Origin of the sequence: Defluviimonas aquaemixtae (genome assembly GCF_900302475.1) — a bacterium.
Lineage (GTDB): Bacteria > Pseudomonadota > Alphaproteobacteria > Rhodobacterales > Rhodobacteraceae > Albidovulum > Albidovulum aquaemixtae.
The window spans coordinates 2,215,564-2,242,354 of sequence record NZ_OMOQ01000001.1; the positions used below are offsets into that span (position 1 = coordinate 2,215,564).

General features: G+C 67.1%; 20 protein-coding genes. 8 read left to right on the forward strand and 12 right to left on the reverse strand.

Annotated features, from left to right (window positions below; genetic code table 11):
• The first annotated feature begins 15 nt into the window (after nucleotides 1–15).
• A complete protein-coding gene (locus DEA8626_RS10940) occupies nucleotides 16–828 on the forward strand; it encodes a methyltransferase domain-containing protein (protein WP_108852979.1) in 813 nt (270 codons plus the stop codon).
• 119 nt (nucleotides 829–947) lie between these two features.
• On the opposite strand, the gene DEA8626_RS10945 is transcribed toward DEA8626_RS10940, so the two are convergent.
• Together DEA8626_RS10945 and DEA8626_RS10950 are read right to left on the reverse strand one after the other, a co-directional pair.
• The gene (locus tag DEA8626_RS10945) at nucleotides 948–1,328 is read right to left on the reverse strand and encodes a hypothetical protein (protein ID WP_108853433.1); all 381 of its coding nucleotides are present in this window, start codon (nucleotides 1,326–1,328) and stop codon (nucleotides 948–950) included.
• A gap of 97 nt (nucleotides 1,329–1,425) precedes the next feature.
• Nucleotides 1,426–1,890 (reverse strand): YdeI/OmpD-associated family protein, encoded by a 465-nt coding sequence (locus DEA8626_RS10950; protein ID WP_181366408.1) that lies wholly within the window; start codon nucleotides 1,888–1,890, stop codon nucleotides 1,426–1,428.
• Nucleotides 1,891–1,970: 80 nt separating this feature from the next.
• On the opposite strand from DEA8626_RS10950, the gene DEA8626_RS10955 reads away from it, so the two are divergent.
• From DEA8626_RS10955 to DEA8626_RS10965, 3 genes are all read left to right on the forward strand, one after another.
• Entirely contained in the window at nucleotides 1,971–3,560 is a 1,590-nt protein-coding gene (locus DEA8626_RS10955; RefSeq protein ID WP_245890828.1) for a caspase family protein, read from the forward strand.
• Nucleotides 3,557–4,345, forward strand: coding sequence for a hypothetical protein (locus tag DEA8626_RS10960; protein ID WP_108852988.1), 789 nt, complete (start codon nucleotides 3,557–3,559; stop codon nucleotides 4,343–4,345). The genes DEA8626_RS10955 and DEA8626_RS10960 overlap by 4 nt, the downstream gene beginning before the upstream one ends.
• Before the next feature lie 446 nt (nucleotides 4,346–4,791).
• On the forward strand, nucleotides 4,792–7,158 hold the full coding sequence (locus DEA8626_RS10965) for a caspase family protein (protein WP_181366409.1): 2,367 nt from the start codon (nucleotides 4,792–4,794) through the stop codon (nucleotides 7,156–7,158).
• 25 nt (nucleotides 7,159–7,183) lie between these two features.
• Here the strand turns inward: DEA8626_RS10965 and DEA8626_RS10970 are convergent, their stop codons facing one another.
• The gene (locus tag DEA8626_RS10970) at nucleotides 7,184–7,906 is read right to left on the reverse strand and encodes an OmpA family protein (protein ID WP_108852992.1); all 723 of its coding nucleotides are present in this window, start codon (nucleotides 7,904–7,906) and stop codon (nucleotides 7,184–7,186) included.
• A 141-nt stretch (nucleotides 7,907–8,047) separates the two neighbouring features.
• Between DEA8626_RS10970 and DEA8626_RS10975 the strand changes: the two genes are divergently transcribed.
• The 4 genes from DEA8626_RS10975 to DEA8626_RS10990 all read left to right on the forward strand — a co-directional run bounded on the left by DEA8626_RS10975 (nucleotide 8,048) and on the right by DEA8626_RS10990 (nucleotide 14,589).
• Nucleotides 8,048–8,803: a PP2C family protein-serine/threonine phosphatase gene (locus DEA8626_RS10975; protein WP_108852993.1), complete on the forward strand. Its 756-nt coding sequence runs from the start codon at nucleotides 8,048–8,050 to the stop codon at nucleotides 8,801–8,803.
• A gap of 3 nt (nucleotides 8,804–8,806) precedes the next feature.
• Entirely contained in the window at nucleotides 8,807–9,682 is an 876-nt protein-coding gene (locus DEA8626_RS10980) for a M15 family metallopeptidase (RefSeq protein ID WP_181366410.1), read from the forward strand.
• A 4-nt stretch (nucleotides 9,683–9,686) separates the two neighbouring features.
• Nucleotides 9,687–12,182 (forward strand): ImcF-related family protein, encoded by a 2,496-nt coding sequence (locus tag DEA8626_RS10985; protein ID WP_108852995.1) that lies wholly within the window; start codon nucleotides 9,687–9,689, stop codon nucleotides 12,180–12,182.
• Between the two features lie 103 nt (nucleotides 12,183–12,285).
• A complete protein-coding gene (locus DEA8626_RS10990) occupies nucleotides 12,286–14,589 on the forward strand; it encodes a type VI secretion system Vgr family protein (protein ID WP_108852997.1) in 2,304 nt (767 codons plus the stop codon).
• On the opposite strand, the gene tagF is transcribed toward DEA8626_RS10990, so the two are convergent.
• The 9 genes from tagF to tssE are packed head-to-tail and all read right to left on the reverse strand — an operon-like array spanning nucleotide 14,586 to nucleotide 26,771.
• Complete coding sequence (gene tagF, locus DEA8626_RS10995; RefSeq protein WP_245890829.1) at nucleotides 14,586–15,113, reverse strand: type VI secretion system-associated protein TagF; 528 nt, start codon at nucleotides 15,111–15,113, stop codon at nucleotides 14,586–14,588. The genes DEA8626_RS10990 and tagF overlap by 4 nt on opposite strands.
• Nucleotides 15,095–18,637, reverse strand: coding sequence for a type VI secretion system membrane subunit TssM (tssM, locus tag DEA8626_RS11000; RefSeq protein ID WP_108852999.1), 3,543 nt, complete (start codon nucleotides 18,635–18,637; stop codon nucleotides 15,095–15,097). The genes tagF and tssM overlap by 19 nt, the downstream gene beginning before the upstream one ends.
• Nucleotides 18,638–18,639: 2 nt before the next feature.
• Complete coding sequence (gene icmH, locus DEA8626_RS11005) at nucleotides 18,640–20,031, reverse strand: type IVB secretion system protein IcmH/DotU (RefSeq protein WP_108853001.1); 1,392 nt, start codon at nucleotides 20,029–20,031, stop codon at nucleotides 18,640–18,642.
• Between the two features lie 4 nt (nucleotides 20,032–20,035).
• A complete protein-coding gene (gene tssK / locus DEA8626_RS11010; RefSeq protein ID WP_108853003.1) occupies nucleotides 20,036–21,370 on the reverse strand; it encodes a type VI secretion system baseplate subunit TssK in 1,335 nt (444 codons plus the stop codon).
• 21 nt (nucleotides 21,371–21,391) lie between these two features.
• Nucleotides 21,392–21,841: a type VI secretion system lipoprotein TssJ gene (gene tssJ, locus DEA8626_RS11015; RefSeq protein ID WP_108853005.1), complete on the reverse strand. Its 450-nt coding sequence runs from the start codon at nucleotides 21,839–21,841 to the stop codon at nucleotides 21,392–21,394.
• Nucleotides 21,834–23,168: a type VI secretion system-associated FHA domain protein TagH gene (tagH, locus tag DEA8626_RS11020; RefSeq protein ID WP_108853006.1), complete on the reverse strand. Its 1,335-nt coding sequence runs from the start codon at nucleotides 23,166–23,168 to the stop codon at nucleotides 21,834–21,836. Before tagH ends, tssJ begins: the two co-directional genes overlap by 8 nt.
• Nucleotides 23,165–24,208, reverse strand: a complete 1,044-nt coding sequence (gene tssG, locus DEA8626_RS11025; protein WP_108853008.1) for a type VI secretion system baseplate subunit TssG — start codon at nucleotides 24,206–24,208, stop codon at nucleotides 23,165–23,167. The genes tagH and tssG overlap by 4 nt, the downstream gene beginning before the upstream one ends.
• The gene (tssF, locus tag DEA8626_RS11030) at nucleotides 24,172–26,052 is read right to left on the reverse strand and encodes a type VI secretion system baseplate subunit TssF (protein WP_108853010.1); all 1,881 of its coding nucleotides are present in this window, start codon (nucleotides 26,050–26,052) and stop codon (nucleotides 24,172–24,174) included. Before tssF ends, tssG begins: the two co-directional genes overlap by 37 nt.
• Nucleotides 26,052–26,771 carry a type VI secretion system baseplate subunit TssE gene (tssE, locus tag DEA8626_RS11035; protein WP_108853012.1) on the reverse strand — a complete coding sequence of 240 codons (720 nt, stop codon included), beginning with the start codon at nucleotides 26,769–26,771 and terminating at the stop codon, nucleotides 26,052–26,054. Before tssE ends, tssF begins: the two co-directional genes overlap by 1 nt.
• Between the last annotated feature and the right edge of the window lie 20 nt (nucleotides 26,772–26,791).

A 26,791-nucleotide genomic window follows, 5' to 3' on the forward strand; every position in this document is an offset into this window, starting at 1 on the left:
GCGGTTGGGGGAGTTATGTCAGATCCATATTCAAACCTTGCCTCTGAAGAAGACTCAATTCAGGCACGTATTGCAGACGCCATGGATGCGCGATGCCTCGAACCTGCGCAGATAGCCATCCGGAAAGAGTATCTGAGCGATTTGGCGCTTCCTGACAGCGCATACGCGGTCGAGTTTGGTTCCGGCACGGGCCACGTTACGCGCGACCTGATTGCCATTGCCGGTGTCCCGCGCGCACACGGCATCGAACCCTCACCCGTCATGGTGAAGCGGGCAAAAGAGCGCTTCGCCGCCCAGCCTGGTCTCAGTTTTGAGATCGGTGACGCCAAGCGCACGGGTCTGGAAGACGCTTCGGTGGACCTCGTTCTGATGCACACTTTGCTTTGTCATGTTCCCGATCCGGAGAAGGTTGTCCGCGAGGCATTTCGCGTGCTGAAACCCGGTGGAACCTTGGCCGTCTGCGACGGTGACTACGATACGGCGACTACCCAAATTGCCGATTTCGATCCGTTGGACCAGATCGTTCGCTTCATGATTAACCAAAACGTGACGAATCTTTGGATCATGCGCCAGATCACGGACTTGCTGAGAGATTGTGGATTCGAATTGGGAAAGCGGCGCGGACACAGTTACGTTGCAGAGGGTGATGCCGCGTATTTCTTGACCGTAATCGACCGGGGTGCGGACCGGATGGCGGAAACCGGTGTCCTCTTTCCCGATACCGCCGAGGCCCTGAAGGCCGAGTCGAGACGTCGGCTAACCGCCAACAGGTTCTTCGGCTTCATGTCCTATGTGAGCCAAATCGCGCGCAAACCCGGCACACCCTGAAATCGCGCGGCGCGTGGATGGCAGCATCCTCCCGCCAAGCTGATCACCAGATTTCCAGGACATCGACACGTAGAAAGGTGCCGGCTGATCATCAGAGATTAGATCGGTACGGCGGGCCATCAGCGGCTTCGTCCATCGCGCCGCTTCTCGCAAAACGCCTGCGCGTGGCCCACGGCGATCCCGGCCCCTTGGGTGCCGTAAACGACAAGCCCGGTCGAGGACGCCGCGCGCGCGGGGTCAAGCGTGAAGCGAATGCCCTCGCCCGAGCGGCGTGGCGGTTCGGAGGCGCGGTATATCGTCGTCCCCGGCCGAACATGCAGGACCCGGACTGCATAGTCGCCGGCGGCGCACCAGAAATCCGCCGGGCTCGACTTGCCACGCCACGGGATATGGAAGGCCGTTCCGCCCTCAGGCTCGACCACGAGTCCGTTCTGCGCGATGAAGGCCGTGGCAGGGCCTGCGGACAGCGCGGATAGTGCAATTGCGGCGATGAGACGCATGGGAAGCTCCTCCAGATCGGTCCTTCCGCCTATATAGGCGCGGCGCGGTGGCATTCCCATTCGACGGATGTGAGGGGCGGTAGATTGCCGCCCTCCCTCACACCCCGTCCGACCTTCTCAGCGCCTCGATCGCCCTGGCAATCCGCCGTCGCCGCGTGTCGGCGCCTTTGGCCTCCCAGACCGTCTCGGCCCATCGGCGTCTCAGCAAGGGTGCAAGCCGCTCCCAGGCGTCGCGCGCGCCGACATCCGCCGCGATCGCCGCGTCGAGGTCAGGCGGGATCTCAGGGGCACGGGTGAGTGCAAAGGTGCAGACGGCCCCAGTGTCGACCCCGGCGTCGCGGCACTGCCGACTGGTCAGGTTTAAGAAGAGCGCCTCACGCCCCTTGCCCCAAGGCCGCACATGGCGCCGGAAGGGCGCGCCGCCATTGATCGACACCTCGGCGGCAAACCCTACCGGATACGCGGCCCACGCTTTGCGCGGCAAAACGACATATCTCGGCAGATCGTCCTGTTTGCGCAGGATTTTCGCCTTGAATTCAAGATGATCCGCCGTCTTGTTCAACCGATTTCCGAATGCTCCGCCAGTACGTCTTTGCCTCAAAAGCGCGCGGAAACGTGAGCGGGTGGGTAGGGAGAACCGGAATGCCAATCCCGCGTCATCCGGGCTATACTTTCCTCAAGCGATCCGTCCGCACCGTATCAGGGAGGGGTGGTGTCGATCCCATGCGAAAGTACCGTCTTTCCGGCCTTATCCTTGCCGTGTTGGTCCTCGCCGTCCAGTCCCACGCGCGCGCGGCGGACCGGCTGGGCCTGGTCGTGGGCATGGCAGCTTACGAACATATCGCGCCCCTGAAGAACACGGTCAACGACGCCCGGGCGATAGCGGACACGTTGGAGCGGATCGGCTTCAACGTGGTGACGCTGACCGACGCGACGCAGGACGAACTTCTGTCCACGCTGGCAGAGTTCTCGTTCCGCGCCGAGACGGCCGATCTGGCGCTCATCTACTTCGCGGGGCACGGCGTCGAGGTGCAGGGCGAGAACTTCCTTATCCCGGTCGATGCCGCCGTCAGGTCGAACCGCGACGTGGCGGCGCGGTCTGTGTCACTGAAGGACCTGCTCGGCGCCGTCGACAGGGCGCGCAAGATGCGGATCGTCATCCTCGACAGCTGCCGCGACAACCCATTCGGCGACGTAATCGCGCCGGCGTCCGACCCCGCCAAGGGCGCCGGCGTGGGGCGCGGGGGTGGCGGTCTTGCCGCCCCCGCGCCTGATCGCGGCACGCTCGTCGCCTTCGCGGCGCGCGACGGCGAGATCGCGCTCGACGGCGACGGAGACAATAGCCCCTTCGCGCTTGCGCTCGCCGACACGCTGGCTCGGCCCGGGCTGGAGATCAGCCTGATGTTCCGCCAGGTACGGGATGCCGTCCTCGCCGCGACCGGCAACCGGCAGGAGCCGCATACTTACGGCTCGCTGCCTGGAGCGCCCTTCTACCTGGCCGGCGCGCCCGAACTGCGCGGGGAGATCGACGTCGCCGACCGCCGCGTCGCCTGGTCGCGTATCCGCCCCGATCAGGCCAGTCAGCTCACTAGACTGGCCAGCGAAGGCGACACGCGGTCGATGCTTGGCGTAGCCTATATGCGGCTCGACCCCGAGGGCCGCGACTACGCGCCAAGCGATGCCGCGAAATGGCTCGAGGAGGCGGCCGGGGCCGGCTCGGCGGAGGCACAGTTCGAGCTTGCGAAGCTCTACGAAACCGGGCTCGGGGTCGACGCCGACCCAGCCCGGGCGCTGGCGCTGCACCAGGAGGCCGCGGCGCAGGGCTTCGCGGACGCGATCAACGATCTCGGTTTCCTGCAATATCACGGCGGTCTGGGCCTGCCGCGCAACGTGGACAAGGCGCTGGAACATTTCGAACGCGCCGCCGACCTGCGCCATCCGCAGGCGATGTTCAACTTCGCCGCGCTGATCGATGACGGGCTGGTTCCCGGCAAGGGATCGGACGAGGCGGCTCGCTATCTCTACGGAGCGCTCAGGGCAGGCAGTGCCGAGGTGTTCGCGCTGCTGACCGAAAGGCCGACCATGTTCAAGGACGCGACGCGGCGCGCCCTTCAGGCCGAACTCAGGCGGCACGAATTCTACAAAGGCGCGATCGATGGCGATTTCGGGCCGGGGACGCAGCGCAGCATCCGCACCGCCTACGGCCTTGGCGGGACGGAGGCAGGGCCATGACACGTAGCAAAACTCTCCCGCGGGATCGTGCGCGGGCAGCATTTGGATATGCGCTGGCGCTCGCGCTCGCATCGGGCGGCGGACTGCCGGTCGGGGCCGCCGCGTTCGGCATCGTGCCACCCGTTTTGGAGTTGACCGGCGTGCTTTCCTTGCCGGGAGGAGTGCCGGACGAAGTGATGCGCGTTCAGTCATCGCCGGGCGGGGTCGGCGGGCAGAGCGGCGGGCAGAGCGGCGGGCAACAGTCGCAGAGCGGTGGGCAAACCGGACGCAGCTTCACGCCGGGAGACGGTGCCGACCCCGCGGGACAGGGACGGTTCGTCTTCCTCAATTCCCGCGATACGGACCGTCTGATCTACGTAATCCTGAGCGCGCGTCGGACCTGCGGCGACGACTGGATCGAACCGCGCTACCGCATCGACTGCCTGCGATTCCATTTCTGGCAGATGTCGCGCGAACTGCCAAAGTCCGGCGAATACGAACCGGTGCGCAGAGCGCTGGCGAAAGCAGCCGGCGACCTCGACCGGATCGTGCGGCGAAACCTCGATCGGAGCGCACCGGCGGTGCGCCCGCGGATCGAGGGAAAGCCTCTTGCGCCCCGCCTGCCGCCGATCCGCGCGGTCAAGCCCGAAGCCGAGGCCCAGGCCGCGCGCGCCGCCGTCGCGGTGGTCGAGGAGGCAGGCACGGTGCTTCTGCGGTCAAGCGAGAATTCCGAGCGGCGGCAGGTGCATTACCGAAGCATCGCCGGCGCGATCGACTCGACGAAGGTGTTACTTAGGTCGGCCTGAGAGCGATGCCGGAATTTGAAGAAAAGTTGCGTTAGTGGTATCAATCTCGAACATTAATTTCATGGAGTATTTGATATGTGGAAGAGGGGTCGTTTTGTCTGTGTGATGCTGATTACTGGCGCCTGCGTACCAGAACTTTACCAGGGCCAGGCAGAGGTCCAGCCCGAACGGATCCCGGCACCCGCCGCGACCCCCGCACGTGCTGCGCCCGCGCCAGCGGCGCCTGCACCAGCAGCGACGGCTGTGCCGACGCCCAGTCCGACGCCTACGCCGCCTCCCACCTATGCCGCTTCGGGTGGTGGCGGCTCGGGCGGCGGCGGCGCGAGCGGTGGCGGCTCGGGCGGTGGCGGCTCGGGCGGCGGTAGCGGAGGGGGGTGGAATTGAAACCTCCTACATGCAGGTCCGATGGCCGCCCGGCGGATCTTCGACTGCTCGGCGGACTTACGTTGGCGGCACTGCTAACGGCGGGTAGCGCCTTCGCGCAATCCGCCGACACACCGGTCACGCTGCAACGACCGGCCGAGGTGCTGGGTCTTCCGGGGCTGAGCATCGACCTGACCAAGCCCGCGACGCAGCGCTATGCGCTCGTGATCGGCAACGGTGACTACAGCTACGTGCCGTCGCTGCCGAATGCGGTCGCCGATGCCCGGCTGATCGCCGGCGTCCTCAAACGGGCCGGCTATGTCGTCCAGGAATACGAGAACCTCGACCGACGCGGCTTCGAAGCCGCGCTGAGGCGGATGATCGCCGATACCGACAAGGGGTCGGAGATCGTGATCTACTATGCCGGACACGGCGTCCAGATCGGCAATTCCAACCGGCTTATCCCGGTCGATGCCGAGATCGACACGATCTATGATCTGCCATTCGAATCCGTCTCGCTGTCGAGCCTCCTGTCGATTGCGGGCGCGCGGTCACGGTCGCTCGTCGTCATCCTCGACAGTTGCCGCGACAATCCCTTTCCCGACCGCGACGCGATCGTCGGGCTCGACGCAATTCCGCAGGAACTGAGGACCGGATTCGCGGCGCAGGATTCTCCAGTGAACTCGCTCATCGTCTTCTCGACTTCGCCGGGCGCGGTGGCGCTGGACGGTACCGGGGCGAACAGCCCGTTCACCGAGGCGCTGAACCAGGCGATCACGGCCCAGCCTGACGCGCCGATGGACGAGATCCTGCGCGATGTCCGCCGCCGCGTCTATGTCGCGACCGGAGCGCGTCAAGTGCCGTGGGAAAGCTCGTCACTGGTCGAGCGGGTCAGCTTTGATTCCGACCCGTCGGTCGCGGGGTTCCATAACGCCGCCGCGGCAATAGAAGGTGAGGCAACTGCCGGGGCCGCGCCCGAGCCGCTGACCATCAGCCTGCCGCTGGATCGCAAGGTCGAGGTGGGCGCGGCTCTGCGGAACACCGCGCCCGGAACGCTCGAAGACGTCGTGGTGACGCGGCCACCGAGCCTTGGCCGGCTCGAACTGCGAGCGGGCGGGCAGACGCGCGGGCTGATCCCGCTGACGCGGTTTGCCGAGGGCGTCGACGACCTGATCTATGCCAACAGCCGGCCAGAGCTTTCAGCGCTGCAGATGCCCAATCCGCTCATCAGGGATGAATTCGAGGTCACCGCGAACGGCACTGCGCAGACCGTGCAGCTGACGCTGACCGTCGATCCGTGCGATTTCGAGGCAGGCGACCATCTCGACCCCGAAGGGGTTGGCGTCGCACGGTATCCAAACGAGATCGAAGTCGCCGCAGCGCTGAGCGCCTGCGAGGCGGCTGTCGCGCGGGAGCCGACGAATGGCCGTTTCTATTATCAGTTGGGCCGCGTGTACCTCGCATTGCGCGATCTAGACGCGGCGGAGGCGAGCTTCGACCGCGCCCGCGATTTTGACCACACGCGGGCCTGGCACGCGCTCGGCATGCTGGAGATAGCTCGCCAGCAGGAAACCGCCGGGGCTGAGCGGCTGCCCGCCCCCGAAACCGCGCTGGCGCTTCTGGCAATGGGCGTCGACCGGGGCGATCCCTATGCCTATCACTCGCTTGGGCTGCAGCTTCTAGAAATGTCGGTCGATCCCTCGCTCAAGCGGCAGGGTTTCGACCTCCTGTCGCGCTCGCTCGAAGTGGGGCACACTTTTTCGATGAACGCGCTCGGTTTCTACTTCCTCCAGGAAAACACCGATCACTACGAGCCCGAGCGCGGCCTGCGCTACATTCGCGAAAGCGCCGAGCGCGATGACATCTACGGGTACGACAACATGGGCTGGATCGCGCTCAACGGCGCGGGCGGCACTACCCGCGACCCGGGGGCGGCGCTGGAGTGGTTCCGCAAGGCGTCCGACGGCGGCCATCCGCGCGCGCCGACGAGCATCGGGCGGATGTATTTCAATGGCGATGTCGGTGGTCAACCTGACTTCGCTGAGGCGGTAAAGTGGTACGATGTCGGGCTGAGCAGGGGCGATGCCTGGGGCGGCGCGAACGGCGCCTGGGTCATCGCCAACCATCAGCCAGCGGGCTACGGATCGGGTCAGGCCGCGGTTCGGGCCGCCAAGGCGGCGACGCTTCGCAACTCCGAGGCGGTAGCGGCAGCGGAGGAGCTTCTGACCACTCTGCCCGCCCGCGAGCTAGACGCGGGCGCGCAGGCGCTGATGCTCGAACTCGGCGCGGAGGTGACAGCCGACGGCGCCTTTGGGCCGGCAAGCGAGGCGGCGCTGACCGACGTCGCCCAGCGCTTCGGCACCCAAATTTCATCAGACCCCATGGAGCGCTTGAAGGCGCTGGCGCGGATATACTGGACGACGAATCCATTCCGGGTGGATCTCTACTGAGGCGCCCTTGCCTGGCTCTCGGCAGTCAGCTCAGCGCCTGGAACTCCACGCGCCGGTTCTCGGCGGCCTTCGGGTCGACCTCGTCGGCGAGGAACCGCTCGCCCAGACCGACCGCTTCGAGCCGTCCAGGCGCGATGCCGCAGTCGCGGACGAGGTAGCGCTGCACTTCCTCTGCGCGCAGCTGCGAAAGGCGTTCATTGTATTCGAACGAGCCCGAGGCGTCGGTATGCCCCACGATGCGGAAGAGTTCGATGTCGCTGCCACTCATCACGGTGCAGAGCTGCTCGAGCTGCGGCAACTGGTCGGAAGAGAGCGCTGCGGAATCGAAGGCAAAACGGATATGGACGTTGATCTGAAGCTCAGGGGCGAGACTTCCGAAGACAACCTGTTGGGGCGCGGCCGTTTCCTGCGTGCCAAGGCCCTGATCCCGCCCGGTTTGTGCAGGCGAAAGGGGCGATAGCGCGCCCACGGTCACGCCACCCGTGTCGGTCGCGGACACGCCTGCGCTCGCCTCGCCGGCATCGGGCTGCGACAGGCCGGGGCTTTCGGTCGCGACAGCGACATCGTCGACTGTGATCAGGGTCAGTCCGCGCGTACGGCCCGTCGTGCTTTCGCGCGCTGCGCGGAATGCGTCGCGCTGCTTGTTGAAAAGCTCCAGTAACTGGGCATCCGTAAGTTCCTGCGCGCAGGCCGGAGCGACCATGGCGGCGGACAGGAAAGCGGTCACCAGAACCGGAATGTATCGCATGACATCCACCTTGAGGGTGCATAGGATCGCAAAAAAGCTTACGCTAGCGCAGTGTTCCGATCAATTCTGCAATTCCAGACCACGCATGTCCATGAGCCACCAGAACCCACATAGCCAGGAACCGCAGCTTCGGAGCGACCGATGAGAGGTGCGACGACCGTCGTCCCCCTGCCGTCGTCACGTCGACCCGCGGCGCATGGCGCGGGCATGACGCATCGGGGTTGCCTGCGCACCACGAACGAGGACGCAATCCTGATCGACCCGACCGGCCGGCTCTGGGCCGTGGCCGACGGAATGGGGGGGTACGGCAACGGCGGTCTTGCTTCAGGCATCGTGATTGACAGCCTCGAGATCATTCAGGACGACGAGGACGCCGACACCGCGCTGCGCTTTCGCCTGGAAGAGGCCAATGACGTGATCCGCGCCCGCGCCGAAAGCGATGGGCTCGGTCCGATGGGCGCCACCGTGGTCGCGCTCATCATCGCAGATGGCACGGCGCATGTGGCCTGGGCGGGCGACAGCCGGCTCTATCTCGCGCGGGACGGCTCACTAAAGCTGATTACCCGCGATCATTCGGTCGTGCAGGACCTTGTCGAACGCGGCGAAATCGGCGCCGACATGGCTGAGCATCACCCCGAGTCCCACATCGTCACGCGCGCGGTGGGCGGAGCGGAGGTTCTCGAGGTCGATGAGGTGCAGGTGCAACTCTCGGAGGGCGACCGGCTGCTTCTATGTTCCGACGGGCTACCGCGCTGCCTGGATGACGGGGCGATCGCGGACGTCCTAGGCGCTGAACATTCGCCCGAGGCGGCAAGCGCCAAGCTGGTCCGCGCGGCGCTCGATCTCGGTGCGCCCGACAATGTCTCGGTCATCGTGATTGACGTCCGGAAGGTCTGAGGGTTGCAGGGCGGTGGTCTGATCGGTCCGGTCATCGTAGCGATCGGTGTCGTAGCGGCGGCGATTGCTTTTGCCCTGGTGACGACACTTCTGGAAACCGCCGACAGCGGGACCGAGTTGCGCCTCGACCGGCTGCAGGAGGAGGTTCAGGCCGCATCGGGCGAGCGCGCGCGGCTGGAAGCCGAGGTCAGGCGCCTGACGAGCGACCTGGCGCGGTTGCGCGAGGATATGAGCCTCTTGGCCAATCGCGCGCCGGCTGCGAGCGCCCAGCCGCCAGCCGCAGCGGGCGGAACGACTGAACTGCCCGATGAGGATTTTGAGAATCCGCTGCCCACCGAGGAGATGACCGAAATCATGCTCCTGGCCAAGACGCGCTTCAACAAGGCCATCACCCAGCCGCGCAACCGGACGATGATGGAGATCCTAGGCCCGCCGCGCGACAGCTATTCGACCGACTGCCAGCCTGTGACGAACGCCCGGCTAAAGGCGCTTATGGAGACCCGCGAGATCGGGCCGATCCGGGTCACCATGCTGCGACCGGCGCTTGAAAGCCTCGAACGCATCATGACCCGGCTGCAGAAGAGCGACCCCGATATCTACTCCGCCGTCGGCACGGCGGGTGCCATCTGCGCGCGGTTCATCCGGGGTTCGACGACGTCGGTCTCGAACCATTCCTGGGGTACGGCGATCGATTTGAAGCTCGAGGGCCAGCTCGACCCCTTCGCCGATGGCGGCACGCAATTCGGGCTTTTGATTCTTGCCGAGTACTTCAACGAGGAAGGATGGTTCTGGGGCGCGACCTATAGCCGGGAGGATTCGATGCATTTCGAGGTCGGGGAAGAGACGCTGCGCGCCTGGAAGAACGAAGGCAGGCTCTAAACGCATGGCCGGGCGTGATGGCAAGTCTGGCAAGCCGACGACAGGGCGCGGAGGGCCGGCAGCCAGCGCGGCCTCGCCCGAGCCCTACGAGAGCCGCGCCCGGCCGGTTCTGGACTTCGCGGCCGGGCTCGCGACAGAGGCGCGGCCCGATGCGGCGCGGCAGGTCGAGCGCGCCGCAATCCTCTTGGACCGGTTCAGCGATGCGCTCAGGCGGGCGGGCGTCGGGGCGTCGACGATACCGCCTGCGCGATACGCGCTGGCTTTGATCGTCGATCAGCGGGCCCGGTCAAACCGCCGCCTCGACATCCGGACATGGTCGGCAGCCGCGCACAGGCACCTCTTCGACGGGCGAGACCTGTCGGTTGCTCGGCTCGAAGAGTTCATCCGGCGGGCCGAGGCTGCAGGGCCGGACTTTGACGCGGTCCGCGCGTTCCTTGGGACCTGCCTCGCGCGGCTGGAGGACAAGCGGCGGCATTTCGACCGCTCCACCGGGCCGAACTGGACCGGGATCGCTCTGGTCTTGATCGGAGGCTTCATGCTCGCCGTCGCCGGATGGGCGGCCTATGTCGAATGGCGCTATCATCGCGACTTGGCGCAAGCCTTCGCGTCCGAGGCGCTTGAGATTGGGCTTGACCGGCAGGGCGAGGTTCCCGACCTCGCGGGTCGCCTCGACCGGCTCGACGCGGCGGCCGGGCGCGTGGAGACGCAGGCGGAGAGGGCGCCGCTTTCGCTGTTCGCGGGCGCCTTGGGCTTCGACGCTGCGGCGCGCGCGTGGGAAAGCTACGACGACGCGCTGGCGCGCCACTTGCCGGGGGTGCTCGCCCGGGCGCTCGATACAGCGATCGCGACCGAGGGCGAAAACGTCGCGCTATACGACGACCTGCGCGCATGGCGGGTTCTGTCGGGGCAGGACGATTGGTCGCCCGCTTATCTCGCCGGGTGGTCCGCCGACCGCGCGGACGAGGGGCTGGGCCTTGAGGGGCTTTCACCGCACGTGGCCCGCCTGGCTCGGCCGTCAAGACCCCTGCCCCCGCCCGATCCCGAGCTTCTCGACCAGGCGCGCGACTTCGCGGCACAGGCGGGCGAGGCCGAGCGCGCCTTTCTGGAGCTGCGCCGGTCCACTTCCGTCGCTGCGCTGCCCGGCTGGCGCGCCTCCGACGCGGTGCCGGGGATAGACCAACTCCTCCTCCGCCGCTCGGGCCTGCCGATGAGCCGACCGATCCCGGGGCTTTACACCGCCGGGGGCTGGGCGCTCGCCCGCGACCGCGAGGCGGGGCTTGCCGTCCAGGGCGCCCGCGATGCGGCCGTGCGGATCTTCGATGCGGAGCTTCCAGCCGAGATCGATGCCCCGGACCGGGTGATGACGCTTCTGCAACGCGCCACGCTTGCCCAATGGAGGACCTATGTCGCCGATCTGAGAGTCCGGCCCTTCTCGGACCCCGATAACGCGGTCTTCATTTCGGGGCGGCTCGCGCTATCGCCCTCGCCGCTCGAAGCGTTTCTGCGGGCGGTGTGGAACGAGGCAGGCGGCACCGACCGCCAGCGTCCCCATGCGCTGCAACTGTCGGTCGCGACCGAGTTCGGGCCAATGATCCAGTATGTCGAGCAGGGCCGGATGCGCGAGATTTCGGCACTTTTCGCCGCGCTCAACGTGGCGCTTGGCGCGATGGACCGCGATGAGGAGGCGGGGCTTCAGCGGCTGATGACTATCCAGGACCGCGCGGCCTCCATCGCCGCGCTGCGGCAAGCGCCGCTTGTCGTCGTGCAAATCGTGGAGGATGTGCTTGCCCAGACCAGCGCGGCGCATGCCGATCTGATGACCAACCCGCTCACGCGCGCCTGGCAGTCCGAAGTTCTGCCCTTGTGCCAGGAGGCGGTCGAGGGTCGCTATCCGTTCGCCGACGGTCCTGACGCCGATCTTGCTGCGGTCTCTCGGCTGCTTGGCCCTGGCGGCGCCGTCGAGCGTTATTTCCGCGCCCGCGCGGAACCTTACGTCGACACGAATGCCGCTCTATGGCGCTGGAAGCCCGAGGCGCGCTTTGCCGGGCTCGCGCCCGAAAGCGCCGCCTTCTTCCAGCGCGCGCGTGCAATCAGCGAGGGTCTGTTCGCGCCGGACGGGCGCTTGGGCACGGCGATGGCGCTGTCGGCGCTGGCAGAGCGCGGGCGCGCGTTTATCGCGGTCGGCGGCGCGGGCGGGCCGGTCGAGACGCGCACCGATAGTCTCAGCCTCGACTGGCCGGGCGCGGCGGCCGAAAGCGGCGTGCAGGTGACCTTCGAAACGCCCGAAGGCGCGGCCGAAATGGCCGGACCCGGGCCATGGGGATTGTTCCGCCTTCTCGATCCGGTTCGCCTGCGCGAACGCGACGAGGGGCGCCGCTACCTTGTCGATCTGCGCGCGGGCGGGGGGCGGCTGTTTCTCGAGATCGGGTTCGACAGGGCCGAGAATCCGCTGTCGCGGCGCCGGCTACTCGACGGCTTCACCTGCCCACCGGTTCTGTAGGGAATTCCCGTCTGCGGGATCGCGCCGACTTCGTCTATACTGGCCCGAGTTTGCGAGAGATTTGAGCCGGTTATTTCCGATACAAGCAGAAAGGAAGCCGATCGTGCCAACGGACCGCGAAATCACCGTTTCCGTCCCCGCCTTCGGCGACAAGGTCGCGTTTGCCCGGATGGAGGGACATGACGAGATCAGCCAGACCTTCCGCTACGCGCTTTCCGTGGTTAGCGACGACCTAGACCTAAAGGCCGCCGACGTGCTCGGGACACAGGCGACGATTACCGTGACCGGCGACCCGGAGCGACATTTCAATGGGTTCGTCGCCGAGTTTGCGCTGACCGACATCCGCGACGAGAAGGCGCACTACCGCCTTACGCTCGTGCCCTGGCTGTGGTTCCTGTCACTCAAGGCAGACAACCGGATCTTTCAGAACCAAAGCGTGGTGGACATCGTCGAAGCGGTGTTCGGCGACTATCCCGAGGCGCAGGTCGAGAAGCGCCTGAAATCCTCTTACCCGCCGCGCGACTATTGTGTGCAGTACGGGGAAAGCGACCTCACCTTCGTGCAGCGGCTTCTCGAACATGAAGGCATGTTCTACTTCTTCGAGCATGCCGACGGCGAGCACAGACTGATACTGGCCGACGACAACACGACGATGAAACCCGCACCGCGCGCCAAGACCCTGTCTTACGAATCCGACAGCCGGATCAGCTTCAAGGAGGGTGATTTCATCACCGCATGGCTGCCGGCGAGCGCGGTCAGAAGTGGAAAATACGCCCATACCGACTATGACTTCCTGAAACCGTCCTCGGACCTCATGGCGAAGGCCTCTTCTCCCCTTGGTCACAAACAGGACGCAGCCGAGCAATATCACTATCCCGGCAACTACATCGAGCATGGGCGCGGCGACGACCTGTCAGCGATCCGGCTCGAGGAGTTGCAGTCACCGCACCGGCGCATCGCAGCGGCGGGCACGGCGCGGCCGCTCTGGTCGGGGCGGAGCTTTACGCTGGAGTTGTTCCCGCGCGAGGAGGAGAACGACAGCTACATCGTCCTGCGCGCCGACTACGAGCTTTGGGACGCGCAGTACCGGACCGGGCAGGCCCCGGGCGATCAGGGCTATGCTGTGAGCCTGCGCCTCGCGCCCGCGAGCCTGCCGTACCGGCCAGAGCGTTTGACGCCGAAACCGGTGATGAAGGGGCCGCAGACCGCCGTCGTTGTGGGGCCGGGCGGCGAGGAGATCTTCACAGACGAGTATGCCCGCGTGAAAGTGCAGTTCCACTGGGACCGGCTGGGCGGTCGCGACGAGAATACTACCTGCTTCATCCGGGTCAGCCAGACGTGGGCAGGCGCGGGCTGGGGCTTCATCCAGATCCCGCGCATCGGGCAGGAGGTGATCGTCGATTTCCTCGAAGGCGACCCCGACCAGCCGATCATCACGGGGCGGGTTTACAATGCCGAACAGATGCCGCCCTACGGGCTGCCCGGCAACGCGACACAATCAGGCTGGAAGTCGAATTCCTCGCCCGGCGGCGGCGGCTGGAACGAGTTGAGGTTCGAGGACAAGAAGGGCTCGGAAGAGGTCTATTTCCAAGCGGAAAAAGATCACAATGAGCTGGTCAAGAACAACGAGGCGCGCACAATAGGCAATGACTTTGCCGAAGACGTGGGCCACGACGCTCAGCAGTCGGTGGGTAACGACCGGACAGAAAGCGTCGGGAACGACAAGTCGACGAGCGTAGGCAACAACCGCACCGTTTCCATCGGCGTCGACGATACCGAAACGGTCGGCTCCAACCGGTCGCTTACCGTGGGGTCGAACGAGACAATCGGGATCGGCGCCAACTCCACGGAAACGATCGGGCAGAACCACTCGCAATCGGTAGGGATCAACCAGTCGATCTCGGTCACCGCCGCCCGGATGGTCACGGTGGGCGCGACCGAGACGAAGGCGGTCGGGCTCGCGCAGACGATTGGCGTCGGCAACAAGCGGAGCGTCACCGTGGGCGCGGCGCAGAGTCACAATATCGTCGCCGACGACAGCTGGTCGGTCGGGTCGAACCAGACGATCCAGATCGCATCGAACCAGTCCCTGAGCGTGGGCGGCGGCCAGACGAACAAGATCGGCAAGGACCAGGCGTCCGAGATCGGCGGCAGCCAGGCCACCAAGGTCGGCAAGGACGAGGCGCTGGAGGTGGCGGCCAAGATGGGCGTGAAGGTCGGGGCAAGCTATGCGCTCGATGTCGCCGACGAAATCGCGATCAAGTGCGGTTCATCGGCGATTGTGATGAAGAGCGACGGAACGATCACGATCGAAGGCAAGGACATCACCATCAAGGGGTCGGGCAAGATCAACGTCAAGGCGGGCGGCGAGATAACTATGAAAGGCTCGAAGATCAACCAGAACTAGGGCCGATGTCCGATCAGGCGGTCGAGCAGCGGGCCAGGATCGTCGGGCGCGCAGGCTTCCGGCGCAACTTCCTTCGTCCAGACGAGCATCGCCTCCTCTTCCCGTCCCCCCTGCCCAGGAGGATCTATCGCGCCAAGGGCGGCCCAGAGGCGTTCCGCGTCCCCGCCGTCCTCGAGGACGGAGCGTGCCGACGCCAGCGCGGCATCGCACCACTTGTCGAGCTTGTCCGGCGTTCCCAGATTGTCCCCGATGAGGAGAAGGCTGAGGGGAAAGGCCCGCCCCGCGCTGTCGGCGCCGGCAAGCACCACGCCCGCCACCACCCGCCCGCCCGAGGCGAGCCGGAAGCGCAGGCCGTCTTCCGGCCACTGCCTGACGTCGCGCAAGATGGGCGCGAGGTGGCGCGTCACCCAGGCGTCCCAGCGCTGACGGAAGACGTCCGGCAGACCGCGTGAAACGAAGTCGCCCGTGGACGGGATCTTGCCGAAAAAGCCCGGCGCGGGCGGGCTCAGAAGCTCTCCGGACACCGGAAGTTCCCGAACATCGACAGGTCGAAGGGGTTCTCGACAGAGGCAGCAAGAAGCTCGTAGTCCGCCGAGAATCCGCCGAGCGACAGGTTCAGGCGGAACTTCTCGGGCAGTTCCGTCGGCCTCAGCCGCCCCCGGATCATCCTGAGCCAAGCCCATGAGCCGGTCTCTGACGAGATCGCCTCAGCCGTGCCGTCGACGGGCGTGAAGGAGAGCGAGATGAGGTTGGTGCCGTCCGGTCCCGGCCACGTCATCGGCATCGGCCTCGCGGCAGCGTTGAAGAAGACGAGCTGCTGGCCGTCAACGTTTAGCGTCACCCGGCTCGCATTGGCCGAGAGATCCTTGGGCTCGAGCGTGAAGGCCATGACCGGCCCGGCGCCCCCGGGAAAGAGGCCGTCACGGATCGAGCGCGCCTTCTCGAATGGCTGAAGCCGTGCGGCGTCGAGCCCGAGATCCGCGCGCCACGTCCAGGGCCGGACCGTGGTGTCGACGTAAGGAAGCAAGAGCTCGTTCGTGAAGGCGTCGATCAACCCGCCCGGCCCGAACAGGCGCTGGAAGTCGGCGACGTTCACGTCGATCCGGCTGGTCTGGTCGAATGGGTAGCGTGCCGCCGTGGCCGAGAGGCAGAACGGCAGCACGTCGGCTCGCCAGCGGGCGTTCAGCTGGGCGACGACCGCTTCGCGCGTGACGCCGATGGTGTCGGCAGCAAGCCCGGCCATCCAGTCGTTGACCGGCGACGGCAGGGTCCGGGCCACGTTGGCGACCTGCCCCGTGAGTTCCGGCAGCCCGCCGCGCGCGAGCAGCGCCGCCTCGGGATCAGGGCTCGCGGCCACGGTCTGCAATTCGTTCGCCAGCGCGCCGAGCGCGAGTTCGGCGTCGCCGATCAGGGGCGGCGCGCCGTCGACCTCTTCGATCATCGCCTTGAAGTCGACGAAATGCGCGGCGATCTCGGCGCCCGGAACCGGCGCGGCCTCGCCGTCCCCTCCGGAAGTCTTGGCGAACTTCGCGCCCTTCTTGGCGAGCTTGCCGACCTTGCCGAGCCGCTTCGCGACCTTGCTTATGACACCTTTCGGCACCTCCGTCCCACCCTCGGCCGCCTCCTCCTCGACTCGCGTGAGGTCGGTTTCCGCCACGACCGCCCTGAGCAGACGCTTGAGCGTGGAATCGGCGCTGGCGAGATCCTTCAGATTGGCCGTCGCGGTCTGCAGATCGGTGATCGGCGCGAGCCGCACGTCTTGAAGGAACCCGTCCCACTGGGCGATGAAATCGTCCCCGTAGAGCTTCACGATATCAGTTTCGAGCGTGGCGACCGAGGCGTCGGAGCTTTCGGCGCAGCCGCCGGCGAACACCGCCCGGTCGAGCGCGGCCTGGGCGGCAACGTCGGGAATGAGCGGCAGGACGATGTTGTGAAATCCCTCGTAGGTGAAGGCGCCGGGCAGGCCGACCCGCAGGGTCTTTTCCGACAGCCGCGTCAGCACGCGTGTGGCGTTCGGTCCAGCCTTTTCGGCCGGGATCCAGTCGGCGAGCCCCATGACAGTCGGGTCCTGCCGGAGCGCCCCGTAGGCCCGTACCGCGAGCGGGATCGTGCAGATCGACTGGAGCGCGGTCGCGACCAGTTCCGGGTCGTGCGCGATCTTGGTCTCTTCGCCTGCGAGCCGGTCGAGCGCGGCCATCTGGTGGTCGAACGCGGCCTCGGTCGGGAACACTTCAATCGCGGCATGTTCAGGAAGGTTGTTTTGCCACCAGGAGGTCAGGAACTCGCGGTCATAAGGCGCAAGACCTGTCACCATGTAATAGGCCTTGAGCGCGCCGAGCAGGAATTCGGGGTCGCGCGCCTCGCGCCACATCGTCGCCTCGAGAAGTGCCACCATGCGCGGCTCGAGCACGTTGCGGAGCGTGCGGTCGTAGGCGATCCGGTGGGCTCGGGCGAGTTCCGGCGCGGCGGTAGGACCAGCAAGTGTCAGAGCGTTGGTCGCGACCTGCGTCTCGGCGGCGGCGGAAATGGTCGCAGCTTCGAGCGCGAGGTCGAGGTCAAGCGGGTCGGTCGGCGCCTGGCGGGCGGCGACATTGGCGAGCCGGCCCGAGAGATCGGCGATGAGCCGCGCCTGATCGGCGACGCCACCCGAATAGCGCAGGTAGGAGTAGAGGAAGACAAGCCCCGCCACGACCGTGACCAGCGCGGCACCCGCGAGCGATCCGCGCCAGAGCCATTTCCGCCGTTCTTCGGCGGCCCGGTCGAAGAGGCCTAGACCGGCCTCGGGGAAGATCACGTCCGAGAGAAGCTCGCGCAGGAAGTACGACCGGGTTTCGCCGTGGGCGCGGCGGCGGGGCGGCTCGGAGGCGAGGCCAAAGGCCGAGGAGAGTTCACCCACAAGGCGATCGATGGGCGAGCCTTCCTGTGTCGCCGATGTGAAGTAGAAGCCGCGCAGCCAGGGGCTGTCCTCGTAGCGGCTTTCGCCGAAGACGGTGTCGATAAGCGCCCTGAGCGGCGCCTCGACTCGGGCCATCTGGGCGGGGAAACGGAAAATGTCGGCACGCTCGGGCAGGCCCGCATCCTCGGCCATCCGGCCCGCAACGCGGTTCTCTAGCCGGCCGAGTAGCGCCTTGGACTCGCGCTCGATCGCGAGGCCGTCGATGCGGGCGTCGGTGGGCAGGGTCGCGCCCCAGACCTGTTCGCGGGCGCGGGTCGAGAGGTCGGCGAAGAAGGGTTCGAACCCCGGCACAAGATCGCACTTGGTGATCATTAGGTAGACGGGCAGGTGCAGCCCGAGCCTGTCGCGCAACTCGGAGAGCCGCTTGCGAATCTCGCGGCCATGGGCCTGAAGCGGCGCCTCGGGCCCCAGAAGCTCGCGCAGAGAAAGCGCGACGATGACGCCGTTCAGCGCCCGCCGCCCGCGATGCTTCTTAAGCATGTCGAGAAAGCCGTTCCATTCGGCTGCATCGACCTCGGGGTCGGAAGCCTGCTGGACATAGCGGCCCGCCGTGTCGACCAGAACCGCCTCGTCGGTGAAGAACCAGTCGCAGTTGCGCGTTCCGCCAACGCCCTTGATGTCGTCACTTAGGTCGATGGGGAAATGTAAACCTGATTGCTTGAGCGCAGTCGTCTTGCCAGTGCCGGGCGGTCCGATCATCAGGTACCACGGCATGTCGCGCAGGAACTTCCGGCCGCCAAGCTTTGACCGCTTCATCTGTGAAAGCACCGACTGGAACTTCGTGCTGACCTCGGCGACGTTTGCCTCGCCTGCCGTGGGTTCGGCCACGGGCTGTGGCTGGGCCAGTTCGGTCACGAACATCTGGTTGCGGCGGGCGGCGCGAATGAGCGCGATCAGGATCGACAGAAGCCACAGGATCACGATCACGCCGATCACAATCAGCCGCACACGCTCGTCGGCCAGAGGCGCTGTCTCGCCGACCGAAACGAGGGGGCCGAAGAGCCAGACTAGCATGCAAAGGATGACGACGCCCACGAAAGTCCAGAAGCGCCGGGAGATGAGGAAACCGAAGATGGCTTTGAGCAGGCGCATCCCTAGATCCTCTTCTCGATTCGAATCTCGACCCGCCGGTTCTGGGCGCGGCCGTCGCGCGTGGCATTGTCGGCGAGCGGTTCGGTGTCGGCACGACCCTCAGAGCGGACAAGCTCGCTCGGGACGCCTCCGGCGATCAGCAGATCGGCGATCGTGCGCGCGCGGGCCTCCGACAGCCCCTGATTTGACTGGAACGGGTTCGATCGTTGGACTGGCACGCTGTCGGTATGGCCGATGACGGTGACGCCGCCGATCACCTCGGCATTCTCGACGATGACGCGCGCGACCGAGGCGACGAGCGGGCGGTAGACATCGTTGATATCGGCCTTGGCGGAGCGGAAGACCTCGGGCGCGGTGGCCTGCACGGCGAGGATGGCGAGGGCAGCGTCCTCTCGACCACGCAGCGCCTGCAGCCGGTCGGGCGGCGCGGCTGCGGCGAATTCAGGCAGAAGCTCGAGGAAGGTCGTGTCGACGACGATCTCGGGCGGCGGCGCGACGGTGTCGCGCACGGGCCGGAATATCGCGGCGCGATCGGCGGGCGGCACTCGTTCGGCGAGATCAAAGAGCCCCTCGGCGCGCGTCGTAAGCTGGATCGAAAGTCCCATGTAGATCGCAGTGATGAGCGCGGCGGCAGCGAGGCCGAGCGTCCAGAGCGGCACCGTGAAGCGGCGCGGTTCGTCCGGAGCGGCGACGCCCTGCCAGTGCGGCGACAGTTCCGCCCCCTCGGCATCGGCGTCGCGGAGTTGGCGCGCGATCTGGGCGCGGAGCGCCATCAGCGCCGCTTCGCCTGCGCCTGACTGCACCCGGTGCTTGCCACGGAAGCCGAGACCGAGGCAGAGATAGGCCAACTCCAGCATCTCCGGGTCGCGCCCGGCATAGCGCATCAGTTCCTCGAGCCGGTCGAAGAAGCGCGTGCCGGCATCGACATCGCCCGAAAGGGTGGTGACGAGTGGCTGGCGCGGCCAGCCGCTTTGCCCGCCCCAGGGCGTGTTGAGCGCGATGTCGTCGAGAAGGGCAGCCACGAACCACGCTGCCTGATCGGCACGGGCCAGAGGGACTCCGGCGCTAACTGCGGCATCGCGGGCGTCGATTAGGTTGTCATAGAGCCTGACGCGGAGCGTTTCCGGCTCTGCCGGCGGATCTGCGCGTTCAAGTTCGGGCGCGAGTTCGAGAAGTGCGGCGAATGCTGAGACGAGCGGATTGGCGTGGGCGCGCGTATGGCGAACACGCGGCCCGCCGCGCGCCACAGGTTGCGGATCGTGATGTGACTGGGCGGTGCCGGGCGCGACCGGGCGGGCGGTTGCGCCCGCCTGGCCACGGTCCGAGCGCACCGGGCGGATGCGAGTGCGTCCGGCATCGTTCGAAAGACCAAAGGGATCGTCCTTTTCCGCCATCTCCCTACCTGCTGACCGCGTAGCAGTCGATCTGCGGTTCGCGTTCGAGTTTGCCCGACACTCCGATCACGAAGCCCGGAGCCTCCAGCAACTGGCCCCAATGTTCGGACTTCTGATCAAGTTCGAGGCACAACCTGTCCCCATCATACGGGATTTCGCGCGGCTGCGAATGCAGGGGTTTGAGCGCGATGCCCGGCAGGCGCGACTTCCAGAGCGTCTCGAACTCGTCCGCAGCGCCGACCGTCGCCTGATCGACGAAGATCCGGCGCAGGCTTTCGTCGGAGAGATCGGAGCCCACGCGCAGCACGATGCGGCTGGACTTCAGAAGTTCCGGGTTGTCGATCCGCACCTTCCAGATGTTTTGGGCGTGCCGCGCCACTGGCAGGGCGCGGGATTTCGGCTCGACGTGGCGGAGCGAGAGCACCATGGAGCGCAAGGTGTCTGCGAGCGCGGCATAGGCCGGCTGCGGGTCCATGTGATCGTAGACCGGCAGCTCGCTCAGGCGCCGCGAGGAGGAGCCGTAGGTCGCCATCCGTCCGGCAAGCTCCGCGAGGTCGGCGAAGAGCGCCGACGGATGGGCGAGGCCCTGCGACAGGAGATGGGCGAGGCGCGGTCGCGCGGCATTGGCCAGTTCCAGAATGAGGAGGTTTTCGACCGACCGGCCCGCGCCGCCGAGGACGATGCCGCCATGCGCCTCGGCGATGCGGTCGAGGCCGGTGACGAGTTCCTTCAGGAGCGCGTCGTACCACGGCGCGACCCCGATATGGAGCGCGGGCGGCAGGTAGCCGTCGACGAGCGCGACCGAGCCGTCGGCCCTCAGACCGTCGATCCGCGCCACCGGCAGCGCGGTGTAGCCCGCCGTTTCCTCGCCGGGCGTGATGAGCCGCGCGGCGAGCGAGGCGACCTCGATCTCCTCGGCCTCGGCGCCGCCGCGCACGGCATCGCGCACCGTCACCATCCGGCCCCGGTAGCGTGCGCCGGAGGAGTCGTCATGAGCGGCGTCGATCGCCGCGGCACCCGCCTGTTCGAGCGGCACGGCGAACCAGACGAGCCCCGCCGCATCCTCGCGCCGGATCGCCGCGGCTTCGGGCGCGGCCATGTCGCCGGGGATGGCGAACGGGGTGCCATCGGGAAAGATGCCCTCGGCCGAGGCGATAGCCACCCGGCCCGCGTCGAGTGCGGCTGCGTCGAGCGCGAGTTCGGAGAACCCGAAGCGTTGATTGGGCGCGGCGCCGAGGGTGCCGCGCATCAGGAACTCCGCATAGCGGTCCTGCTGCTGGAAGTGCTGGGTCCTGAGGAACAACCCCTCGGACCAGACCACCTTGTTGCGTTCCGTCATGCCCGTCCCCCTAAGACGCCGCTATGCCGGTGTGAGCGATAGCCCGCCCGGCCCGACTCCGATGGTAAGGCCCACATTCGCCGTAGGCGAGACCGCAGTCTTCGAGCGGAAGACCTTGCCCGCGGGACTGCGGAATCCCGCAACGACGCCGATCATCGAAACCGATGGGTCGAGGCCGATCGTCCTCGACGCCGGCGCGCCGGGCGTGAGCACGATCTGGTCGGCCTTGATGAAATCGCCGCCGAGCGCGGCCTGCGGGTCCTGCAGCGCGAAGAAATCGGCCCCGTCGAAGGCTCCGCTGCCGCGCATCTGCACGACTTGGAGTGTGACGGGTCGGTCGGCGCCGTCGGGCCCTGGATTCATGCCGGCCGAGCCGGACGCGTTGATCGTGACCGAGCCTGGGCCCGGCGTGCAGGCTGAAAGCAGCCCAGCCGCGGCGGAGCCCGCGAGGAAGTCGCGTCTGTCAATCATCTGTCGTCCTCCTGTTGCCTTCATATGCGTCGCGGAAATCTGCACCGACCTCGCCGAGAAACCGATCCTCGGCAGATTTCGCAATGTCCCGGTAGCGGTCGCGGTAGAGTTCCCAGAGGCGCGCGCCGCGCCCGCCGGAAAGGAGCGATTTCATCAGGCCCTCGTCCTCGACCAGGCGTTCGAACTCGGCCGGGTCGAAGCGGTCGATCATGCGCCTCAGCGCCTCCTGCAGCGCGATCCAGGTTCGCATCTGGTGATCGCTGAGGTCGCGGAAGGCGGCGGTGATCGCCTCGTCCGGGTCGAGATATCCCTTGCCGCGAGGGGTGACGAGCGAGCCGAGCGCATCCTCGGTCGTGGCCAGGAATTTCAGCGGGTTCACATCGGCGCTGCCAATTATGGTCTGCGCCACGCGGGCGCTGCCTTTCTCCTTCGCACGGGTGCGCAGAAGGTGCATGAGCCCGTCCACGAGGAGCCGGAAACGCCGCCCGAGAGCTTCGAGGTCGTCGCCCTGCACATGATCCGCGGGCTCGAGGCCGAGCCCGCGCAGGAAGGCTGCGCGCGCGTCGGGCGCGACCGGCGGGCGTCGATCAGGACCGGGGGCTGCGGTCTGCGGTCCGTTCTTGCGCGGGGTTGCGGTGGCTTCGGCGGGCGGGGGTACGGTCCGGGCCGAGCGATCTTCTGCAGGGGGAGGCGTGTCTTCCGGTTCGGCGAAGATGTCACTGAAGCCGAAATCGTCGCGCGCGCCGCTCTCCTGCCGGTCCGGCGTGTCGGTCTGACGGGGCAGCGGGTCGAGCATGAAAGGGTCATCCTCGTCAATCGGGCGCGGAGGCGTCCTTTCGTCCTTTTCGATGCGGGCCGGCCGGGCCTGAGCCTTTTCGAACGGATCGGGCAGCGACTCGGGCCGCTTGCGCTCGGGCGCTCGCTCGACGGGGCGGGAGAAGAAATCGTCGCCTCCGAGCGACGGATCCGACGCGGCGGGTCGTGAGGGCGCGGAGTTCTTTGCCCCCTCCTCGGCCGCGATTTCGGCGCGGATGACCACGTCGCCGAGCCTGAGCCGCATGTCGCTTTGCAGCGCGACCGTATTTCCCGCGCCGAGCGGCGTATCGGCACCGTCGATGAACAACCCGCCCCGGCTCGCGTCCGTCACCTCGTAGCGACCGTCGCGCGCCGAGACTACGCAGTGGCGGCGCGAGACGAACATGTCGGGGTCCTCGATTTGCCAGTCGCAGTCCGCGCCGCGCCCGATCGTCAGATCACCGCTTTCGTGCCGCATCTCAGTGTGCGGCTGGGGATGGAGCGAATGTTCGATGACCAGGCGCAAGGTCATGCGGCCCTCCGATCAGCCCCGGCATTGAACGCCGAAAGCCTGAGATCGTCGGCGTCCGTCGCGGTCCGCGCGGGCAGCCAGAAGGTGCGGCCAAGCTGGCAGCGGCCGAGCCGGGGCTCAGGCTTGTCGGCGCGGCGGAGGACGAGGCGGAGGTCGAAATCCGTCTCGATCCCTTCCGCGAAACGGATCGCGTGACGGAGGCGCGCGCGCAGGTGCTGGTCGTTGAGCAGCCGCAGATAGCCCGCGAGGCCGAGCGGCCCGACGCGAAGCTCGGCCCTGCCCTGGCGCGAAAAGACGCGCGCGCCGACAACTGCGCCCGCACCAAGCATCGCATGCGCGCCGCCGAGCCAGGTCTGAAGCGCGCGCGGAACCTCCAGCCAGTGGCCGACGAATTCGACAAGTCGGACCGGCGCACCGACGAGATCGGACAAAAGCCGGGTCAGCCTCTCGGGCCCGTGCACCGACGCCGCCAGCGAGGTGGCATGGCGCGTCTTGAGTGCACTGTCACGGGCCGCCTCGCCTGTTCCCGGCAAGCCGGTGCCTGCCAGCGCGGCGACGGTAGCCGCCGCCCGTCCACCGGTGCCGAGCTGGGCCTGAACCTCAGGCCGGGCGTCGGCCCAGGCGCGCCAGTAGAGGGCGAGCATCCGGTGCTGCAGCATGTTGCAGAAATCGAGGAAGGTCCGGTCCGCGGTCGCCTCCGCGCCCGCATCGGCGAACCAGCGGTCCGACATACGCGACATCACCCAGCGCGTAACATGCAAGGGCAGCGCGCCTTCGGGGCCAAGAAGGCCGAGCACTTCGGCCTCGACTCGGGCGGGCTGGTCTCCCTCGGCCGGACGAAAGCCCGCGACGTCGCGCGTCGCGACCGACAGCCGCACCCGCTGGCCGATGCGCGCGGGCTCAGAACCGGCCCCGCCGGCGCGGCCGAACCGCCGGCCCGGCGTCTCGAGCCGGCGCAGGAGCTCGAAAAAGCCCATCGCCTCGGGCTGGGCGAACGGTCCCGTCAGATCATCGCGCGGATGCCCGGCCGGATCGGCCATGCTACCTCCTCCTGTTTCTGCGAAAGACGGGTCCGCGTGCGAACGAATGAATTGACGCCAGCGTGGCGTGCGAAGAGCTGATTTAGAAGCGCCGAGAGAAGAAGCGCGCTCGCGCCGCTAAGCGTCGTCTCGTCGACATGCAGCGTGATCTCAACCCCCCTCCCGAAGCAGAGCGGCCCCGCGATCGGCAGCCGCTCGATCACCTGCCGCGAAGTTACGCGCGAGAGCGAACGGACATGGCGCGAGACCTCGGGATCGCCGCGCCCGGCATAAAGGTCGAGCATGGCGCGCAGGGGTTCCGCCCCGCGGTTTTCCTCGGCGAGCGAGAGGTGATTGAGGGAGAGCTGGCCGACCAGCCGCCAAGTTAGGTCGTCGAGACGGCTTTCGCCGTCCTTGCCAAGCTCGGGCAGAGACGCGACGAGCGCCGGGCGCGGCCGCTTCAGCGCGCCTAGGAGTTCGACGCGGCCGACCGGGTCGCCGGTCTCGAGCGTCAGGCGCGGCATGTCGTCGAGGATCGGCAGATCGCGGTTGGTGCATAGCGCGCGGATGTCAAGCCGGCGCACGGGCTGCGCCTGAGGCGCGCCGGCCGGCCGAGCGACGGAGATGAACAGATCGTCGCCCGTGTAGCTCGTCCGAGTCTGGCCGCGCCGGACCTCGTCCTCTCCCGCCCGGCGGGTGCGCCTTTCAGTCGTGTAGACGAGCCCCCCGCCCGATATCTGGTCGGTGGCGTAGAGCGGGCTGAGCGCCGCGTCCGGCCCTTCGCTGTCGGCGTCCTCGACGCGGATCAGCCGATAAATCTCGAAATCCCTCGGCCGCGTGCGGTCGGCGTGGACGACATGGGCGTCACGGCGCCCGTCGAGTTCCACGACGTTGCATTCCTTTTCAAAGAGGTTGACGAGCGGCGTCGCAAAGAGGCGAAAGTCCTTCGTGGAGACGCCCGAGATCTCGGGCGCCGGGCGCGACAACAGGACGAGGATTTCGAGTTTTTCGGCACCGCAGTCGCGCACCGCCCGGCCAAGTCCGTCAAGGCGGAGATAGTGGAACCGCTCCGGCATGAGGAAATATTCCCGCATAAGCCGGTAGCCTTCGAACGCAGGCCGAAGGCGGGGCAGCAGTGACTCGCCGTCTCCAATGCCCACCATCCGGGGAGTTTCAGCGGCGTGCAGCGCGGCGCCCGGCTCGGCGCGGCGGGCGGCGACGCGGAGCGCCTGGCCAAAAACCGCGTCGAAGATCGCTCCGGCGCGCGCGCTTGTCGCGAAGCCGAGGTCGAGCCGGTCGAGGCTGAGTTCGGAAAGCGCGGCGGAACCGTCCGAATTCAGGACGATTCGCAAACCCGCTTCAGCGCCGGCGGCGACGTCGTCCGGTAGGCCGGCCGCGTTCAGGGCGCCACGGTCCTGAAGATACTCCACAGTGTCGAGCGCGATGGGCCAGAGCGTCACATCCTGCGCGGTCGTGTAGGTCGCACGCGTCGCCAGCCCCTCGCGGAAAGCCGAGACCATCCGCGTGCCGCGCCTGACCACGTGGCCATCTAGCATTGTTTGCACCTGCGGACCGGGATGCAGGATCACTGTCGAGACGGCCGGCGCGGGCCCGACGAGATCGGGATAGAGCGCATCGAGCAGGTTGCGCACATAGCGCGAGCTTTCGGCATCGACCTTGAGCCTGGTGCGCGCGGCAAGATAGGCGACGCCTTCGAGGAGCCGCTCGACGTAAGGATCGGGGCATGGCACCGAGTCGAGCGAGAGGTTGCGCGCGACCTCGGGGTGAAGGGCCGCGAATTCAACTGCGAGCTCCCGGATATGGGCGAGTTCGGTTTCGTAGTAAGCGAGGAAGCTGCGGTCCATCACACCTCCTCAAGCGCCGTCGCGGCGCTGCCGTTGTCGAGGTCGATTGTGGTCGACAGCCGAAGCCGTTCGGGCAGTGGAGCCATCATCAAGACTCCCTCGATGCCAATCTTGAGACCCTTGCGGTCGCCGCGTTCGACCTTGACCCGCACGGTGTCGCGTTTCAGTCGAGGCTCGAAGACGGCGACAATCTCTTTCAGTTCGCGCGCCAGCGCGTCGGTGTCGAAATCGTTCGCACGCCGACCCGAAAAGGACGGGACGCCGTAGTTCAGGACGGAGCGACGCGCATGCGGAAACCCGGCGATGACGTCGACGGGGTCTTCGTAGCCGCGCCGCTCCTCCTCGCCGAGGAGGAGTGTCGATTCCAGCCGCTCGGTGTTGAAGAGCGCCTCGATGTCGCGGCGGACCGCCTCTCGGAGGACCTCGGGCGTGACGACGATGCCGCGTTCTTCCAGGAGCGCGCGCCGTTCGAACTGGGCGATGAGGAGGTACGCCTCGCGTTGCTGATCGGCATCTAGAGCCTCGTCCTTCTCAAGCGCGCGCCGCCCGCCTGCGATGAGGCGGGCGACACGGTCGGCCCCAAGCTCCTTTTCCAGTTCTGCGCGCCGGCCCTCGGTCTCGGCCACCAGTCCCGGCAGATCGTCGACGAGCCGGTCCCAGAGGCTCGGCTGCACGGCTTCGCGCCGGGATTGCGGGGGCGTCGTCTTCGGATCGGACACGTGTTTCCTTTGCTAGGGTA